This window comes from Streptomyces stelliscabiei (genome assembly GCF_014873495.1).
Taxonomy (GTDB): Bacteria; Actinomycetota; Actinomycetes; order Streptomycetales; family Streptomycetaceae; genus Streptomyces; species Streptomyces bottropensis.
This window is the reverse complement of sequence record NZ_JADBGF010000001.1, coordinates 1978916-1995855: the sequence shown is the minus strand read 5'-3', so window position 1 is coordinate 1995855 and position 16940 is coordinate 1978916. Positions and strand designations below refer to the sequence as shown.

Sequence of the window (16940 nt, the reverse complement as noted above, 5' to 3'; positions counted from 1 at the left end):
GGGCAGAACGAAGCCCCCGATCACGGGGGAACAACCGGGGGCTTCGCGTAGATGGGCGGTGACTGATGACCGCACATTGAGAACGTAAGACCTGTACGGCCCCTCGGTCAAGCCGAGTTGGGGCACTCGGGGCACTTCTCGGACAGCCGCCTTCACAGGTTCAGCACATTGCGGATGGCTCGTCACCCTAAGTGAGCGAGGGCCTCGTTCCGGGAGTCGTCGCAGGTCCCGTCAGCATCTCGTAGCCCTTGTCTCCCGGCCGAATCAGCAGATCGGCGAACGGCCGAGAAGGGTCCTCGGCGAAGTGCCGGCGCTCCGCCCGGACCCAGCCGGCCCAGAACTCGCTCTGTTCCGCACCGTCCCGCGCCCGCCCACGAGCCCAGGCCATCTCCTCCGGCACCTCCATCCACACCAGCCCCGCCAGGTGCGGTCGCAGCGCACGCCGGCCCGCGCCCACCCCCTCGACGACGATCACGGGCGCGGGCGGCAGGGCACGCGCGGGACCGAACGCGCGCGCACGCCAGTCGTACGGGGCGCAGCGCGCGCTCCGGCCGTGCCGGAACGGCTCGATCACCTGGTCGAGCAGGCGGTCGGTCCAGGAGAACAGTTCCTCGTGCGTGGCGACGTCGTCGAGGTGCAGCACCGGGGCGCCGCCGAGCGCGTCGGCCAGGCGCCCGGCGAACGTGCTCTTCCCGGAGCCGGCGTGCCCGTCGACCCCGACCAGCCGGACCGGTCCGCAGGAGGGCGGCAGCCGTCGCAGCCGGGCGGCGACGGCGTCGACCGCGGGGTCCATGGGACCGGGGGAGATGTGCATACCTGGATTGAACACCGTGCCGCGCGGCCCTGACCATGCCAATGGTCTCGACCAATATTGGCGGGCGTGGCGAAGCGCGAGGTGCTGGCCGAAGCCGTCGCCCGCCGTCCATAGTGGGCGAACAGCCGTGCGTCTGACCTGTTCCTTCCGGATCACTGGGGGTCTCCCGCAGATGACGAGCCTTTCCGAGCCGTCCCGCAGAACCGTCCTGACCGCAGCCGTCACCGCCGCCGCAGCGGCGGCGGCCGGGGGTTCGACGGGGCAGGCGGTCGCCGACACCACGAGCGGCCGGGGCGAAGCCCTCGCCCACCTCGCGCCCGCACCGGAACGCCTCACGGACTACCACTCCTGGACCACCTACACCGACTGGCGCTCCGGCAGCCCCGGAGGCACCCGGGCCGAGGCGGGGGAGCGGCCGGGGCTGGCGATCGACGTGCCGCTCGGCACGGTCGACCACACCGACCCCCACACCGGGCGCACGGCCGCCTGGGAGTACGCGACCTGGACCTCCCCGGTCCACCGGCTCACCGTGCCCGCCACCGAGGTCATCGCGTCCTGGAACGCGCGCACCCCGGCCGGCACCTGGGTCCAGATCGAGCTGCGGGGCACGTACTCCGACGGCACGGACACGCCCTGGTACGTGCTCGGCCGATGGGCGGCCGGCGACCAGGACATCAGGCGCACCTCCGTCGACGACCAGAAGGACGGCAGGAGCAGTGTCTGGACCGACACCTTCGCGATCGACGACCCGGCCACCGGCCTGCGTCTCGCCTCGTACCGGCTGCGTCTGACCCTGTACCGCACGCCCGGCACCCGGCTCACGCCCACGGTGTGGCGGCTCGGTGCGATGGGCTCCGACGTGCCCGACCGCTTCACCGTCCCGGCCTCCGTCCCCGGGATCGCGCGGGAGCTGAACGTCCCGCGCTACTCCCAGGAGACCCACAAGGGCCAGTACCCCGAGTACGACAACGGCGGTGAGGCCTGGTGCAGCCCCACCTCCTCGCAGATGATCATAGAGTTCTGGGGCCGGAAGCCCAGCGCCGCGGATCTGGCCTGGGTGAACCCGCAGTACGCGGACCCGCAGGTGTGCCACGCGGCGCGGTTCACCTTCGACTACCAGTACGAGGGCTGTGGCAACTGGCCCTTCAATGCCGCGTATGCCGCCACCTACAAGGACATGCAGGGTGTGGTGACCCGCCTGGGCTCGCTCACCGACCTGGAGACCCTGATCGCGGCGGGCATCCCGGCGATCACCTCCCAGTCCTTCCTGGCGGCGGAGCTGACGGGCGCGGGCTACGGCACGGCCGGACACCTCATGACGGTCATCGGCTTCACCGCCGACGGCGATGTGGTCGCCAACGACCCGAACTCGCCGACCAACGAGGCGGTGCGCCGGGTCTACCGGCGCCGCGAGTGGGAGAACATCTGGCTGCGGACCAAGCGGTACAACGCCGCCGGCAAGATCGTCTCCGGCACCGGCGGCATCTGCTACCTGTACTTCCCGGCGCGGCCCACGGCCCGTCAGCGCGCGGCGCTCGCGGCGGTGGGCGTCTGCTGACGCGGGCGGGCTGATGCGGGCCCGGTGACGCGGCGCGGCTTCCGGGGGACCGGGGCCGCGCCGTCCGTCTGCTCGCACGTGTGACCAAGCTCTCGGCCGCGAACCGCCCATCCGGTGGCAAGGTGGACCGAAACGGCGGGCCGGTCCGCCGCATGCCTGACACCCGCCACCGCACGCCGATCACACCAGCGAGCTGCCATGACCGCGACCTCCGCCACCGCCAACCGTGTCCAGACCGGCACGGGCGGCCCCCGCGACGACGGCCCCAAGATCGTCGAACACCTCATGGGCTGGACCCTGGTCGTGGTGGTCGCGATGCTGGTGACGCAGCTGGGCCTGCTGTGACCTGATCCGCCGGCCGACTTCTGTCGATCGGAGTCGAACAAGCTGGTGGTGAGGGTCTGCCATACTGCGGTTGTCCCGCTGCCAGTCGGAGACCAGGACCCGAAATTGAATAGTAGTCAACAGCTTGGTGTCGAACCGCCGCGGGCCCGCGGCACCGACCGTTCGGTGACCCGCCGCGCCGAACTCATCTCCATCGGGCGCAAGTTGTTCGCCGACACCTCGTACGACACGTTGTCGATGGACGACATCGCACGGCAGGCGCATGTGGCCAAGGGACTGATCTACTACTACTTCAAGTCCAAGCGCGGCTACTACCTCGCGATCGTCGAGGACTCCGTCGCCGATCTGATCACGTTCGCGGCGAGCGGCCTCGAACTGCCGCCCGTGGACCGGGTGCACCGGACCATCGAGGGCTATCTGCGCTACGCGGAGGAGAACCAGGCCGCCTACCGCACGATCGTCAGCGGCGGCGTCGGCTTCGACGCCCAGGTGCACGCCATCAGGGACGGTGTCCGCGAGGCGATGGTCGCCACCGTCGCCGAGGGCGCGTACGGCAGGAGCGACATCGAACCGGTGGCCCGCATGGGCCTGTTCGGCTGGGTCTGCGCGGTCGAGGGCGCCACCCTCGACTGGATCGCCCGCCCCGAGCTGCCCCGCGACACCATGCGCGATCTGCTGGTCAAGATGCTGGGCGGCTCGCTGCGCGCCATCGAGGAACTCGCCCCCGCCTACCGCACGCCCGAGCCCGCCCGCCGCGACGCCTGAGCGCGTCGGCACCGCGGCCGGGCGCCCGGGGCGGGGAGCCCACCGGCCGGCCCCCGCCCCACGTCACGCGCCACGAGGGCTACTTGATCGCCTTGATCAGCTCACCGTCGGCGGTGTCGCCGCTCAGCTCCCAGAAGAAGGTGCCGCCCAGGCCCTGTGCGTTCTTGTAGGCCATCTTGCCCTTGATGGTGCGGGGGGTGTCGTAACTCCACCAGTCGTCACCGCACTTGGCGTACGCGGTCCCCCCGACGATCCCGTTGGCCGGGCAGGTCGCCTTCAGCACCTTGTAGTCCTCGTAGCCGGCCTCGTACGTGCCCGCCGCCGGGCCGGTGGCGGTGCCGCCGGGTGCCGACCGCGTGACCCCGGTCCAGCCCCGCCCGTAGAAGCCGATGCCGAGCAGCAGCTTGGACGGCGGGATGCCGAGTCCCCTGAGCTTCTTGATGGTCGCGGCGGTGTTGAACGCCTTGTCGGCGATGCCGGGGTACGGGTACAGCGGGGAGTGCGGGGCGGTGGTCGCGTCCCAGGAACCGAAGTAGTCGTACGTCATCGGGTTGTACCAGTCGACGTACTTCGCGGCGCCCGCGTAGTCCGCCGCGTCGATCTTTCCGCCGCTCTTGGCGTCGGCTGTGATCGCCGCGGTGACCAGCTCCTTCTTGCCGAATCGTTTGCGCAGCGCCGCCATCACGTCCTCGAAGGCCTCCGAGCCGCTGGTGTCGCAGGTGAGACCGCAGGCGTTGGGGTACTCCCAGTCGATGTCGATGCCGTCGAAGACGTCCTTCCACCGGGAGTTCTCGACGAGGTCGTAGCAGGAGTTCGCGAAGGCGGCCGGGTCCTTCGCCGCCTCGCCGAAGCCGCCGGACCAGGTCCAGCCGCCGAAGGACCAGACGATCTTGAGGTTCGGGTGCAGCTTCTTCAGCTTGCGCAGCTGGTTGAAGTTGCCGCTCAGCGACTGGTCCGCGCCGTCGGCGACGCCGTCCACGGACTCCTCGGCGGTGAACGGCATGTCGGTGTCCGCCCAGGGGTCACCGATCGCGCACTTGCCGTCGACGACGTTGCCGAAGGCGTAGTTGATGTGGGTGAGCTTCTTCGCCGAGCCGGACGTCTCGATGTTCTTGACGTAGTACTGGCGGCCGTAGACGCCCCAGTCGATGAAGTAGCCGACGACCTTCGAACGGGACGCGTCGGGCGCGTGGGTTCCGGCGTTCGGCTTCGCGGGCGTGGCGGTCGCGGTGCCCGCTCCGACGAGGAGCCCGGCGCCGAGTGCGGCGCAACACGTGGCGGCGACGAGTGTCCTGACGGGGAGGCGGGAGGTGTGCGGTCTGAGCATCGTGACTCCGGGGGAGGGGAGCGTGGCGCGGGGAGGGTGCTGCCTGGACCTGCTGTGCCGATCGGCGTGGACGCGTGTCCGCGCCGCTGGGGGAGAACGTAGAGGACTAGACCACTGGGGTCAATGGTTCGGACCAATACCGCCCCCGCGCGGCGGGCTCTCGAATGTGTCCCAATGAACGCTCGTTAACCGGTGACGGGCTGCTCCGGATCGGGCATACTCCTAGCGCCACCGCCGCTGATCAGCGGCTTCCGTGATCCGGAGGAGGACCATCGGCAGTGGCACGTGAGACCCGGTGGCACCACGACATCCCCTGTGCGTGTCCGCCGCAGTGCCCGACAGGGAGGAGAGCGTCGCCATGCCCGACCGCGCCCCGCAGCCGGTGGACCGTCAGCTGCCCACGGAAGAGGCCCGGGATCTGATCTCGCTCGTCCGCGAGATCGCACAGCGGGAGATCGCCCCGCACGCGGCCGAGGAGGAGGACGCCAGCCGGTTCCCGCGCGAACTCTTCGGCCTGCTCTCGGAGTCGGGGCTGCTCGGCCTGCCGTACGACTCGGAGCACGGCGGCGGCGACCAGCCGTACGAGGTCTATCTCCAGGTCCTGGAAGAACTCGCCATGGCCCGCCTCACCGTGGGTCTCGGCGTGAGCGTCCACACGCTCGCCTGCCACGCCCTCGCCAACTACGGCACCAAGGAGCAGCAGGTCGAGCATCTGCCGGCGATGCTCGGCGGCGGCCTGCTCGGCGCGTACTGCCTCTCCGAGCCCTCGTCCGGCTCGGACGCCGCCTCCCTGCGGACGAAGGCCGTGCGGGAGGGCGACGAGTGGGTGATCACCGGCACCAAGGCCTGGATCACCCACGGCGGCATCGCCGACTTCTACACGGTCATGGCCCGCACGGGCAGCGAGGGCTCCCGGGGCATCAGCGCCTTCCTGGTGCCCGGCGACGCCGAGGGGCTGAGCGCCGCCGCGCCCGAGAAGAAGATGGGCATGAAGGGCTCACCCACCGCGCAGCTCAACTTCGACGGGGTGCGCGTCGGTGACGCCCGGCGCCTCGGTGAGGAGGGTCAGGGTTTCGCGATCGCCCTGTCCGCGCTCGACTCCGGGCGGCTCGGCATCGCGGCCTGCGCGATCGGCGTGGCCCAGGCGGCACTGGACGAGGCGGTCGCCTACGCCACCGGGCGGCAGCAGTTCGGGCGGCCGATCTCCGACTTCCAGGGGCTGCGTTTCATGCTCGCGGACATGGCGACGCAGATAGAGGCGGGCCGGGCGCTCTACCTCTCCGCGGCCCGGCTGCGCGACGCGGGCCGGCCGTTCTCCAAGCAGGCGGCCATGGCGAAGCTGCTGTGCACCGATGCCGCGATGAAGGTCACCACGGACGCCGTGCAGATCCTCGGCGGGTACGGCTACACGGCGGACTTCCCCGCCGAGCGGTACATGCGTGAGGCGAAGGTGCTCCAGATCGTGGAGGGCACCAACCAGATCCAGCGCATGGTCATCGCCCGCCACCTCGCGGGGCCCGAGTCACGCTGAAGGAACCGCGGAAGAAGTCGGGGGCCCCGAAGGGGTCCACGGTGGTGCGGAACTGGTCGAGGCCGCTCGGCGGCGTCGCCAGCCGCACCCACTCCGGGTCGTGACGCCCCGGCAGGGTGCGGCCGCGGTCGGCCCAGGTCCGCAGCAGGGCCCGGTAGATGGGCGGGTCCTGCTGCTGGGCCGGCCCCTGCGGAAGCGATTCTGCCGAAGCCGGCACAAAGATGTGACGCCGATGCCCGGTCACCGGGAAAGTTGGGGTCATACCGTGCCAACGCGCGTGCGGGCGGGCCGGTCACCCCTTCCGGGAATCGTCTCTGAGTTCGCGACCGAACCGTAGGGGGCAGGACGAGTCCTGCCCGTCGGGCGCGCGGACGCCGTGGGCCGAACCGGCCCCGGGATCAGGCCGCTTGGCGCTGGTCGGACTGCTGAGGCCGCATCACCGGCACGCGCATCGGGCGCGAGCCCGGGCCGCCGACGTGCGAGAACGGCTGCGTCCGCCAGTCGAGGCCCTGCGGCAGCGTCAACAGCAGGGCGGTCTCCTGCGCCTGCGGCTCGACGGTCTCGTCCGCGGCGCGGGCGTCGCCGGCCGAGCGGCCCGTACCGGCGCAGACCGTGAGCCCGAACGGGTTCCACGGCGACACGACCAGCGCGTGCTCGGGCAGGCGGTCCTCGTCGGACAGCAGGGCGATGGGCTGAGCGCAGTCCGGGCAGAAGACCCGGTACATCTCGAAGGTGTCGTACGCGTCGAACTCGTCGTCCGGTTCGACGCCCTCCGGCTCAAGATCGACGACCGCCTGGAGCCGCTTGGGTGCGGTTCGACCAGGGCGCTTGGGATTCTGCATGGGATTCTCCCCCTCGGGCTGGGCCGTGAAGGCGCTGCGGCCTCCGACCACAGCAAGCACTTCCCGCCCTGTCCCGAAGGTAATCACGAGATCATCACAGAGCCTGTCCGGGTGATGTGGTCTTCGTCACATGCCGCTCGCAGATGCCCGACACGGCGAGGCTGTCACCCGTATGGCTCACAAGTGGCTCGCGGCCACATCACGAACCGGGTATGACCTGCGCCGCTCAGGTATCGAAGGAGATCAACCGCCCTGTAGGTTCTTGCGCCATGGAGGAGCTGGACCGACAGATCGTGCAGCTGCTCGTCGCGGACGGGCGGATGAGCTACACCGACCTGGGCAAGGCCACGGGCCTGTCCACGTCGGCCGTGCATCAGCGCGTGCGCCGACTTGAGCAGCGTGGCGTCATCCGCGGCTATGCCGCGGTCGTCGACCCGGAGGCCGTCGGGCTGCCGCTGACCGCGTTCATCTCGGTCAAACCCTTCGACCCCAGCGCCCCCGACGACATCGCCGAACGCCTCGCGGGCGTCCCGGAGATCGAGGCCTGCCACAGCGTCGCCGGCGACGAGAACTACATCCTCAAGGTCCGCGTGGCCACCCCGCACGAGCTGGAGGAACTCCTCGCCCGGCTGCGGTCCCTGGCGGGAGTGTCCACCCGCACGACGGTGGTCCTGTCGACGCCGTACGAGGCCAGACCGCCGAGGATCTGACGCCCGCGACCGCCGGGCGCCCCGGAAGCTCCGCCCTGGTGCACCGCGGCGCTCGGCACGAGCGAGACTGTCCCCATGAGTGATCGCACCGCCCCGTCGAAGACCGTGTTGCTCCGCGGCGGAGAAGTCCACAGCCCCGCCGACCCGTTCGCCACCGCGATGGTCGTGGAGCACGGCCAGATCGCCTGGGTCGGCTCCGAGGGCGCCGCCGACGCCTTCGCCGCCGACGTCGACGAGGTGGAGGACCTCGAAGGCGCCCTGGTCACCCCGGCGTTCACCGACGCCCACGTCCACACCACGGCGACCGGCCTCGCCCTCACCGGCCTCGACCTCTCCGGCGCCCCCACCCTGGAGGCCGCCCTCGTTCTCGTACGGGAATTCGCGACGGCCCGCCCGGCCGACCGCGTCCTCCTCGGTCACGGCTGGGACGCCGCCCGCTGGCCCGGCGGCCGTCCGCCGACCCGCGCCGAACTCGACGAGGCCACCGGCGGCCGCCCGCTCTACCTGAGCCGGATCGACGTCCACTCGGCCGTCGTCAGCTCCGCCCTGCTCGACCTGGTCCCGGGCGCCGGCTCCTTCGAGGACGGGCCCCTGACCCGGGACGCCCACCACGCCGTACGGGCCACCGCCCTGGGCGCCCTCACCCCCGCCCAGCGCACCGAGGCCCAGCGGGCCGCCCTCGCCCACGCCGGCTCGCTCGGCATCGGCTCGGTCCACGAGTGCGCGGGCCCCGAGATCTCCTCCGAGGACGACTTCACGGGACTGCTCCGGCTCGCCGCCGAGGAGCCGGGCCCGCGCGTGGTCGGCTACTGGGCGGAACGCGACGTCGACAAGGCCCGCGCCCTCGGAGCCGTCGGCGCCGCGGGCGACCTCTTCGTCGACGGGGCCCTCGGCTCGCACACCGCCTGTCTGCACGAGCCGTACGCCGACGCCGCGCACACCGGCACGGCGTACCTGGACGCGACGGCCGTCGCCGCCCATGTGGTCGCCTGCACCGAGACGGGCCTCCAGGCGGGCTTCCACGCCATCGGGGACGCCGCGGTGGCCTCCGTCGTCGAGGGAGTGCGCGCGGCCGCGGAGAAGGTCGGCCTGGCCCGGGTGAGGGCCGCCCGGCACCGCGTCGAGCACGTCGAGATGCTCGCCCCCGAGAGCGTCGCCGCCTTCGCCGAACTCGGCCTCACCGCCTCCGTCCAGCCGGCCTTCGACGCGCTGTGGGGCGGCGCGGAGGGCATGTACGCCGAGCGGCTCGGCCCGGAGCGGGCCCGCACCCTCAACCCGTTCGCCGCCCTGCTGCGCGCCGGCGTGCCCCTGGCCTTCGGCTCGGACAGTCCGGTCACCCCGCTCGATCCATGGGGGACCGTCCGCGCGGCGGCGTTCCACCGCACGCCGGAGCACCGGGTGTCCGTGCGCGCCGCGTTCACGGCGCACACGCGGGGCGGCTGGCGGGCGGTCGGACGCGACGACGCGGGCGTTCTCGTCCCGGGCGCGCCCGCGGACTACGCGGTGTGGCGCACCGGCGAACTCGTCGTCCAGGCCCCCGACGACCGCGTCGCGCGCTGGTCGACCGACCCCCGTTCCGGCACCCCCGGCCTGCCCGACCTGAGCCCCGGCACCGAGCTGCCCGTCTGCCTGCGGACCGTGGTGGCCGGGCGAACGGTCTTCGTACGGCCGGGCGAGTGATCTCCCGGCCCGGCACGGACCCGGCGACGGCCCGGCGGCGCGCCGCACGACCTGCGGCTCCTCCCCGCCGACCAGGCATTTGAGGGGAACTCCGCAGGTCAGACGGAGGTTGACAGGCGGCCGCAGGCGACGGGTAGGTTCTGCCGGGTCCACCACCGGACGTCCGACCGGGGAACTTCCGCGCGGTCGTCGGAGTGCCGCTGGGTCAGGGTTGGTGTGCCGTACCGGCGCACCGCCACCGGCAGCCAGGCCCAGGCTTCGCGCTCCGGCGAGGGAACGTTCCGGCCAGGTCGGGTAGGTGTGACCCGGGTGGGGCCCGGACGCTCAGTAGACAACGGCTTTCGGTCTCGCAGCCAGCGGGCCCCAGGTCGGCCCGAAGGGCGTCGGGCCCCCATCCGCAGCCGACGACCCCTGTACTCCGTCCCGCGCCGACGGCACAGTGGTGTTCCGGGGAGTCGCGGGACTACGCAGAGCGCGCTCGCGCACACCCCCTGTCGATCCGGGGCCCCTTGGGTCACGGCCGACACTTCCGCGCAGGCCGTGGCCACTATGGTGGTCCTCTGCGCACGGAGGACCTGAAGGGGCAGCGGTGAACGACGGCGACGGGACGATCGCGGCGGAAGGCCAGGAGAGGCGGTTCGGCCCGCTCGGCACGGCCTTGGTGATCATTCCGACCTACAACGAGGCGGAGAACATCAAGGCGATCGTCGGCCGGGTGCGGAAGGCCGTTCCCGAGGCGCACGTCCTGGTGGCCGACGACAACAGCCCCGACGGCACCGGCAAGCTCGCCGACGAACTGGCAGCCGAGGACGACCGCGTCCAGGTGCTGCACCGCAAGGGCAAGGAAGGGCTGGGCGCCGCCTATCTCGCGGGCTTCCGCTGGGGCATGGAGCACGGCTACGGCGTCCTCATCGAGATGGACGCCGACGGCTCCCACCAGCCCGAGGAGCTGCCCCGGCTGCTGACCGCCCTCAAGGGCGCCGACCTCGTCCTCGGCTCCCGCTGGGTGCCGGGCGGGCGCGTGGTGAACTGGCCCAAGTCGCGCGAGTACATCTCCCGCGGCGGCAGCCTCTACTCCCGTGTCCTGCTCGACGTGCCGGTCCGTGACGTGACCGGCGGCTACCGGGCCTTCCGCAGCGAGACCCTCGAAGGGCTCGGCCTCGACGAGGTCGCCTCCCAGGGCTACTGCTTCCAGGTCGACCTCGCGCGCCGCGCGATCAAGGCGGGCTACCACGTCGTCGAGGTGCCCATCACCTTCGTCGAGCGCGAGCTGGGCGACTCCAAGATGAGCCGCGACATCCTCGTCGAGGCCCTGTGGCGGGTCACGGCGTGGGGCGTGGGGGAGCGGATCGGCAAGGTGCTGGGCCGGGACGACAAGAAGGCCTGATCACCCTCGCTGTCCCGGGCTCTGCCCTTATCCCGTGCTGAGCAGGGGCCAGGCACACTGGGAGCATGACGACTGGCGTTCCGTCCTCGACGTACCCCGCCCGGCCCCGGCGATCCCGGCTGCGCACGTTTCTGCCGCTGGGAGTCGCGGCGTGGCTGGTCCTGGAGATCTGGCTGCTCACCGTGGTCGCGGGCGCGGCCGGTGGGTTCACGGTCTTCCTGCTCCTCGTCGCCGGGTTCGTCGCGGGTTCCGCGGTGGTCAAGCGGGCCGGGCGGCGGGCGTTCCGGGCGCTGGCCGAGACACTGCAACAGCAGCAGGGGGGCGCGGGTGCGCCCGGCGCCGGTGCGGGGCGCAGCGAGGGCAACGGGTTCCTGATGCTGGGGGGTTTGCTGCTGATGCTGCCCGGGCTGGTGTCCGACGCGGTGGGGCTGGTGCTGCTGATTCCGCCGGTGCAGAAGGCGCTGGGACGATATGCCGAGCGGACGTTCGAGCGGAAGCTGCGGGAGGCCGCCGGTGCCGGGGACTTCGCCGGCGCGTTCCAGCAGGCGCGGATGCACCAGCCCGACGGGAAGGTCGTGCAGGGCGAGGTGATCCGGGACGACGCGCCACCGCCCGGCCCCCATCCCCCGCTGAACCGCTGACGGGTCCTGGGAGAGCCGGGGCGCAGCCCCGCTTCCTCAAGGGCGCGGAGAACGGCGCGAGAAGTCCCCGGGCCCCGCACCTGACAGCGCGCCCCAGGTGGATCAGGCGCACAGCAAAGACCGCGGGCGCCGTACAGGTTCGTACGGCGCCCGCGGTCTGTTCGGTTGCGCTGTGTGGATCGTCCAGCCCCCTGAGGGGCTATGCGGACTTGCGGCTGTCTCGCGGATGTACCGCGATGTTCATCGCGCCGGAGCGGAGAACCGCAAGGCGCTCTTCGAGGACCTCTTCGAGTTCCTCACGGGTGCGCCGCTCCATCAGCATGTCCCAATGTGTACGCGCGGGCTTGGCCTTCTTTTCCTCAGGGCCGTCGCCGTCCACGAGGAGTGCTTGGGCCCCGCAGACCTTGCACTCCCACTCCGGCGGAATCTCCGCCTCGACCGAGAAGGGCATCTCGAAGCGGTGCCCCTTCTCGCATGCGTACTCCACGGCCTGGCGCGGAGCCAAGTCGATGCCGCGGTCCGTCTCGTAGCTGGTCACCACGAGGCGCGTGCCGCGAAGAGCTCGCTCACTCATGAATCGTGCCTCCCGGGCTTGTCGCCCACAGGACAGGTGTCGCTGTCGTCGTCATCCGGTCAACGTCCGGTCGGCGGTAAAGATTCCCGTTGCGTGTCCCGTTCCGGGTCAAGCGTCGCCGTCGTAGCCGCCCTTGTTGTACCCACCCGCGCCCGGTTTGTCACATCTGACAGCAGATGTCACCCAGCGTTTCGGCATCTTTGACGCGCAGTAACGGTACGCCTGGCAGGCCAAACGCGTACACTACAGCCCTTTCGCTCCCGGCGCTAAATCCTGTCCGGTACGGGATTGCCCGCGTCGCTGATCGCCCGGCGCACCGGAACCCTCGCGAGCAGGGCGAATCCCAGGACGAAGAAGACCACCAGGGAGATGATCGCGTCCCGATAACTTCCGGTCAGCTGGTACGTCACACCGAACAGCAGCGGGCCGAGCCAGCTCATGCCGCGGTCGCTCATCTCGTACGCGGAGAAGTATTCCGCCTCCTTCCCCGGCGGGACGAGGTGGGAGAAGAGCGAGCGGGAGAGGGCCTGGCTGCCGCCGAGGACCAGGCCGATGCCCGAGGCGAGGACGAAGAACCAGACGGGGGCGCCCGCCGGGAGGAAGTAGCCGACGCCGAGGATCAGCGTCCACGCGACCAGGGAGCCGAGGATCGTCCGCTTGGCGCCGTAGCGGCGGGCGAGCCGGCCCATGCCGAGGGCCCCGCCCACCGCGAGGATCTGCACCAGCAGGACCGCCACGATGAGCGTGGACTGCTCCAGGTCGAGTTCCTCGGAGCCGTAGACCGAGGCCTGGGAGATCACCGTCTGGATGCCGTCGTTGTAGACGAGGTAGGCGAGGAGGAAGCCCAGGGTCAGCGGGTGGCGGCGCATGTCCCGGACGGTCGCGGCGAGCTGGCGCAGACCGGGGGCGGTCGCCTCCCTCGACCCCTCGGACCCGCCCGCGGGGCCGCGGCGGTCGCGCAGGCGGCTGAGCGGGATCAGGGTGAACGCGCCCCACCACAGGCCGGCCGAGGCCAGACAGATACGCACGGCCATGCCCTCGGAGACGCCGAAGGAGTCGTGGGCGGTGAAGAGGATCAGGTTCCCGACCAGGACCAGGGAACCGGCCGCGTAGCCGAACGCCCAGCCTCGCGAGGAGACGGCGTCGCGTTCCTCCGGGGGCGCGATCTGCGGGAGATAGGAGTTGTAGAGCATCATCGCCACGGACTGCGCCGCGTTCGCGATGATCAGCAGGATCCCGCCGAGCAGGTAGCGCTCGCCGTCCAGGAAGAACATGCCTGCGGTCGCGCCGGCGCCGACGTAGGCGGCCGCGCCCAGGAGGGGCTTCTTGCGGCCGGTGCGGTCGGCGGCCGCGCCCACCAGTGGCATGATCACGACGGCGAGGATCACCGACAGGGACACCGAGTACGCGAAGAAGGAGCCGGCGCGGACCGATATGCCCAGCGGGTGGACGTAACCGTCCGCGTCTGCGGCGGACTTGGCGACCTCGGTCAGATAGGGACCGAGGAACACGGTCAGGACGCTGGTCGAGTAGACGGAGCAGGCCCAGTCGTAGAAGTACTAGCCGCGCTGTTCGCGCCGCCTGCCCGCGGCCTCGTCGGCCGGGTCCGTCCGCACGGTGTCGGTGCCCACCCGTGCCCCTCGCTTCCCCCTGCAGGGCCGCGCGAGGCGTCAGACCCAGGTCCCCCGGTCCTCAAGCACCCCGCGCAGCGTGTCGATGTGATCGGTCATGATGCCATCGACGCCCAGGTCCAGCAGCCGGTGCATACGTTGCGGTTCGTTCACGGTCCAGACATGGACCTGCAGCCCGCGCGCGTGGGCGGCGCGCACGAACCGGCGGTCGACCACCGGCACCCCGGACTGCGCTTCGGGCACCTGTGCGGCGACCGCCGTACGGCGCAGCGCGGCCGGCAGGCCCCAGGACCGCAGCCGCAGGCCCAGCACGCCGCCCGTGCCGTACGAGGTGGCCAGACGCGGTCCGGCGAGGCGCTGGGCGCGGGCGACCCGGGACTCGGAGAAGGAGCCGACGCAGACGCGGTCCCAGGACCCGGTGCGGGCGATCAGGTTGAGCAGGGGGTGGAGCGCGGGCTCCGCCTTCAGGTCCACGTTCCAGCGGACCTCGGGGAACGCCTCCAGGAGGTCCTCGAAGAGGGGCACCGGCTCGGCGCCCGCCACGCGCGCGTGCCGTATCTCCTTCCACGGCAGATCAGCTATCCGGCCCGCCCCGTCGGTCATCCGGTCCAGGGTCGAGTCGTGGAAGGCGACCAGCTTGCCGTCGAGCGTGGCGTGGACGTCGGTCTCGATGTAGCGGTACCCCGACTCCACCGCCCGACGGAACTGGGCCATCGTGTTCTCCAGGCCGTCCGCCGCCCCGCCCCGGTGGGCGAAGGCGATCGGGCCGGGATGGTCGAGGTAGGGGTGGCGTACGAGGGCGGTCACCCGGGCAGTATGGCCCGCTTCGACGGCCCGGTGGCAACGACAGTGCTGCCGGATTCCGAGGGGACGGCGAACAGGCGCAGGAAGAGCTGGGCCAGCGGGCCGATGGAGAGGGCGTAGAGAGCGGTTCCCACGCCGACCGTGCCGCCGAGGGCGAAGCCCGTCGCCAGCACCGCCACCTCCACGGCGGTCCGCATCAGCCGGACCGAGCGTCCGGTACGGCGGTGCAGTCCCGTCATCAGGCCGTCGCGCGGGCCCGGTCCGAAGCGCGCCGCGATGTAGAGGCCGGTCGCCACGCCGTTCAGCACGATCCCCGCGACGAGCAGGGGGATCCGCACGGCCATGGTGTGCGCCTCGGGCACCAGGGCCAGGGTGGCGTCCATCGCGATGCCGACCACGAAGACGTTCGAGACCGTGCCGAGGCCCGGACGCTGGCGCAGCGGGATCCACAGCAGGAGCACCAGCGCGCCCACGACGATCGAGACCACGCCGATGGTCAGGCCGGTCAGCTCCGCCAGGCCCTGGTGCAGCACGTTCCACGGTTCCAGACCGAGGCCGGCCTGCACGAGGAGGGCGGAGCTGGCGCCGTAGAGGGCGAGGCCCGTGTAGAGCTGGGTCAGCCGCCGGCCCAGACGGCGGGGCTGCGGACGGTGTCCGTCCCGCCGGTTCTGCGGGTCCGGTCGCGGGTCCGGCTGCGGATCGTGCGGCGGCTCGTGCTGTGCGGCGGGCAAGGCTTCCCCCTGGGTGGTGCCGGTGGCCTGACACATGACACTGTGTGGCTTGGAGAGTCAAGCCATCCATGGCCAATTCGGGGAAGGTGGACTGGAAATCATGGCGCAGTGGACTTCGGCGGTGGGGGCGGCTCAGCTCGCGCGGCTGCTCACCTCGCAACAGGAGCGCCCCGCCGGGCCCGGCACCCGCCGCCCGCCCGCCTACCGTGCGCTGGCCGACGGCATCCGGCTGCTGGTCCTGGAGGGCCGGGTGCCGGTGGCCGCCCGGCTGCCCGCCGAACGGGAACTGGCACTGGCCCTCACCGTCAGCCGTACGACCGTCGCGGCGGCCTACGAGGCGCTGCGCACCGAGGGGTTCCTGGAGTCCCGGCGGGGAGCGGGCAGCTGGACGGCCGTACCGGCCGGGAATCCGCTGCCCGCGCGCGGACTGGAACCGCTGCCGCCCGAGGCGCTCGGTTCCATGATCGACCTGGGCTGTGCGGCCCTGCCCGCCCCCGAGCCCTGGCTCACCAGGGCCGTGCAGGGCGCGCTGGAGGAACTGCCGCCCTACGCCCACACGCACGGCGACTACCCGGCCGGCCTGCCCGCGCTGCGCGCCATGCTCGCCGACCGCTACACCGCTCGCGGCATTCCGACGATGCCCGAGCAGATCATGGTCACGACCGGGGCCATGGGCGCCATGGACGCGATCTGTCACCTCTTCGCGGGACGCGGGGAGCGGATCGCGGTGGAGTCGCCGTCGTACGCCAACATCCTGCAGTTGATGCGGGAGGCGGGGGCGCGGCTGGTGCCGGTCGCCATGGCCGACGGGCTCGCCGGGTGGGACATGGACCGGTGGCGGCAGGTCCTGCGGGACGCGGCGCCCCGGCTCGCCTATGTCGTCGCCGACTTCCACAACCCCACCGGGGCCCTCGCCGACGAGGACCGGCGCCGGGGGCTCGTCGACGCGGCCCGGGGCGCCGGGACGGTGCTCGTGGCCGACGAGACGATGAGCGAGTTGTGGCTCGACGACGATGTGGAGATGCCGCGCCCCGTGTGCGCGTTCGATCCGGCGGGATCCACCGTCATCACGGTCGGGTCGGCGAGCAAGGCGTTCTGGGCGGGGATGCGGATCGGGTGGGTGCGGGCGGCACCGGATGTCATCCGGAGCCTCGTCGCGGCACGGGCGTACGCCGATCTGGGGACACCCGTGCTGGAACAGCTGGCCGTGAACTGGCTGATGAGTACCGGGGGTTGGGCGCAGGCCGTGGGAATCCGGCGGGAGCAGGCCCGGGACAACCGGGACGCGCTGGTGGCGGCGGTGCGCCGGGAACTGCCGGACTGGGAGTTCGCGGAGCCGAGGGGCGGGCTGACCCTGTGGGTCCGTACCGGGGGCCTGTCGGGGTCGCGGCTCGCGGAGGTGGGCGAGCGGGTCGGGGTGCGGGTGCCCTCCGGGCCCCGGTTCGGGGTCGACGGGGCCTTCGAGGGGTATGTGCGCCTGCCGTTCACCGTGGGGGGAGCGGTCGCCGAGGAGGCGGCCGCGCGCCTGGCCGCGGCGGCGCGGCTGGTGCGTGACGGCGCGTCGGGCGGGAGCGAGGGGCCGCGGACGTTCGTGGCCTGA

At 71.9% G+C, this 16940-nt stretch carries 16 protein-coding genes and 1 pseudogene; 9 read left to right on the top strand and 8 right to left on the bottom strand.

What is annotated here, in order from left to right:
• Nucleotides 1-187 precede the first annotated feature (187 nt).
• Nucleotides 188-814 (bottom strand): uridine kinase family protein, encoded by a 627-nt coding sequence (locus H4687_RS08650; RefSeq protein WP_225966637.1) that lies wholly within the window; start codon nt 812-814, stop codon nt 188-190.
• A 172-nt stretch (nt 815-986) separates the two neighbouring features.
• Between H4687_RS08650 and H4687_RS08645 the strand changes: the two genes are divergently transcribed.
• The 3 genes from H4687_RS08645 to H4687_RS08635 all read left to right on the top strand — a co-directional run bounded on the left by H4687_RS08645 (nt 987) and on the right by H4687_RS08635 (nt 3482).
• On the top strand, nt 987-2372 hold the full coding sequence (locus H4687_RS08645; protein ID WP_046915079.1) for a peptidase C39 family protein: 1386 nt from the start codon (nt 987-989) through the stop codon (nt 2370-2372).
• A 198-nt stretch (nt 2373-2570) separates the two neighbouring features.
• Entirely contained in the window at nt 2571-2717 is a 147-nt protein-coding gene (locus tag H4687_RS08640; protein WP_005485564.1) for an SCO1431 family membrane protein, read from the top strand.
• A gap of 105 nt (nt 2718-2822) precedes the next feature.
• Nucleotides 2823-3482: a TetR/AcrR family transcriptional regulator gene (locus H4687_RS08635; protein ID WP_179860179.1), complete on the top strand. Its 660-nt coding sequence runs from the start codon at nt 2823-2825 to the stop codon at nt 3480-3482.
• 79 nt (nt 3483-3561) lie between these two features.
• Here the strand turns inward: H4687_RS08635 and H4687_RS08630 are convergent, their stop codons facing one another.
• Nucleotides 3562-4809, bottom strand: coding sequence for a glycoside hydrolase family 18 protein (locus H4687_RS08630; protein WP_046915081.1), 1248 nt, complete (start codon nt 4807-4809; stop codon nt 3562-3564).
• A 358-nt stretch (nt 4810-5167) separates the two neighbouring features.
• On the opposite strand from H4687_RS08630, the gene H4687_RS08625 reads away from it, so the two are divergent.
• Nucleotides 5168-6340, top strand: a complete 1173-nt coding sequence (locus H4687_RS08625; protein WP_046915082.1) for an acyl-CoA dehydrogenase family protein — start codon at nt 5168-5170, stop codon at nt 6338-6340.
• On the opposite strand, the gene H4687_RS46305 is transcribed toward H4687_RS08625, so the two are convergent.
• Nucleotides 6303-6602, bottom strand: coding sequence for a hypothetical protein (locus H4687_RS46305; RefSeq protein ID WP_046915083.1), 300 nt, complete (start codon nt 6600-6602; stop codon nt 6303-6305). The two genes, H4687_RS08625 and H4687_RS46305, sit on opposite strands and share 38 nt — an antisense overlap.
• A gap of 136 nt (nt 6603-6738) precedes the next feature.
• On the bottom strand, nt 6739-7182 hold the full coding sequence (locus tag H4687_RS08620) for a hypothetical protein (protein WP_046915090.1): 444 nt from the start codon (nt 7180-7182) through the stop codon (nt 6739-6741).
• A gap of 269 nt (nt 7183-7451) precedes the next feature.
• Between H4687_RS08620 and H4687_RS08615 the strand changes: the two genes are divergently transcribed.
• From H4687_RS08615 to fxsA, 4 genes are all read left to right on the top strand, one after another.
• The gene (locus tag H4687_RS08615; protein ID WP_005485572.1) at nt 7452-7892 is read left to right on the top strand and encodes an Lrp/AsnC family transcriptional regulator; all 441 of its coding nucleotides are present in this window, start codon (nt 7452-7454) and stop codon (nt 7890-7892) included.
• Between the two features lie 75 nt (nt 7893-7967).
• On the top strand, nt 7968-9572 hold the full coding sequence (locus H4687_RS08610; protein ID WP_046915084.1) for an amidohydrolase: 1605 nt from the start codon (nt 7968-7970) through the stop codon (nt 9570-9572).
• A 589-nt stretch (nt 9573-10161) separates the two neighbouring features.
• On the top strand, nt 10162-10959 hold the full coding sequence (locus H4687_RS08605; RefSeq protein WP_046915085.1) for a polyprenol monophosphomannose synthase: 798 nt from the start codon (nt 10162-10164) through the stop codon (nt 10957-10959).
• Nucleotides 10960-11024: 65 nt separating this feature from the next.
• A complete protein-coding gene (fxsA, locus tag H4687_RS08600; protein WP_046915086.1) occupies nt 11025-11600 on the top strand; it encodes an FxsA family membrane protein in 576 nt (191 codons plus the stop codon).
• A 199-nt stretch (nt 11601-11799) separates the two neighbouring features.
• Here the strand turns inward: fxsA and H4687_RS08595 are convergent, their stop codons facing one another.
• From H4687_RS08595 to yczE, 4 genes and pseudogenes are all read right to left on the bottom strand, one after another.
• Nucleotides 11800-12174 (bottom strand): RNA polymerase-binding protein RbpA, encoded by a 375-nt coding sequence (locus H4687_RS08595; protein ID WP_003977404.1) that lies wholly within the window; start codon nt 12172-12174, stop codon nt 11800-11802.
• A 266-nt stretch (nt 12175-12440) separates the two neighbouring features.
• Nucleotides 12441-13805, bottom strand: a pseudogene (locus H4687_RS08590) (MFS transporter).
• A gap of 39 nt (nt 13806-13844) precedes the next feature.
• The gene (locus H4687_RS08585; protein WP_046915087.1) at nt 13845-14612 is read right to left on the bottom strand and encodes a glycerophosphodiester phosphodiesterase; all 768 of its coding nucleotides are present in this window, start codon (nt 14610-14612) and stop codon (nt 13845-13847) included.
• Nucleotides 14609-15340, bottom strand: a complete 732-nt coding sequence (gene yczE, locus H4687_RS08580; protein ID WP_225966636.1) for a membrane protein YczE — start codon at nt 15338-15340, stop codon at nt 14609-14611. Before yczE ends, H4687_RS08585 begins: the two co-directional genes overlap by 4 nt.
• 100 nt (nt 15341-15440) lie before the next feature.
• Between yczE and H4687_RS08575 the strand changes: the two genes are divergently transcribed.
• The gene (locus tag H4687_RS08575) at nt 15441-16940 is read left to right on the top strand and encodes an SCO1417 family MocR-like transcription factor (protein WP_046915088.1); all 1500 of its coding nucleotides are present in this window, start codon (nt 15441-15443) and stop codon (nt 16938-16940) included.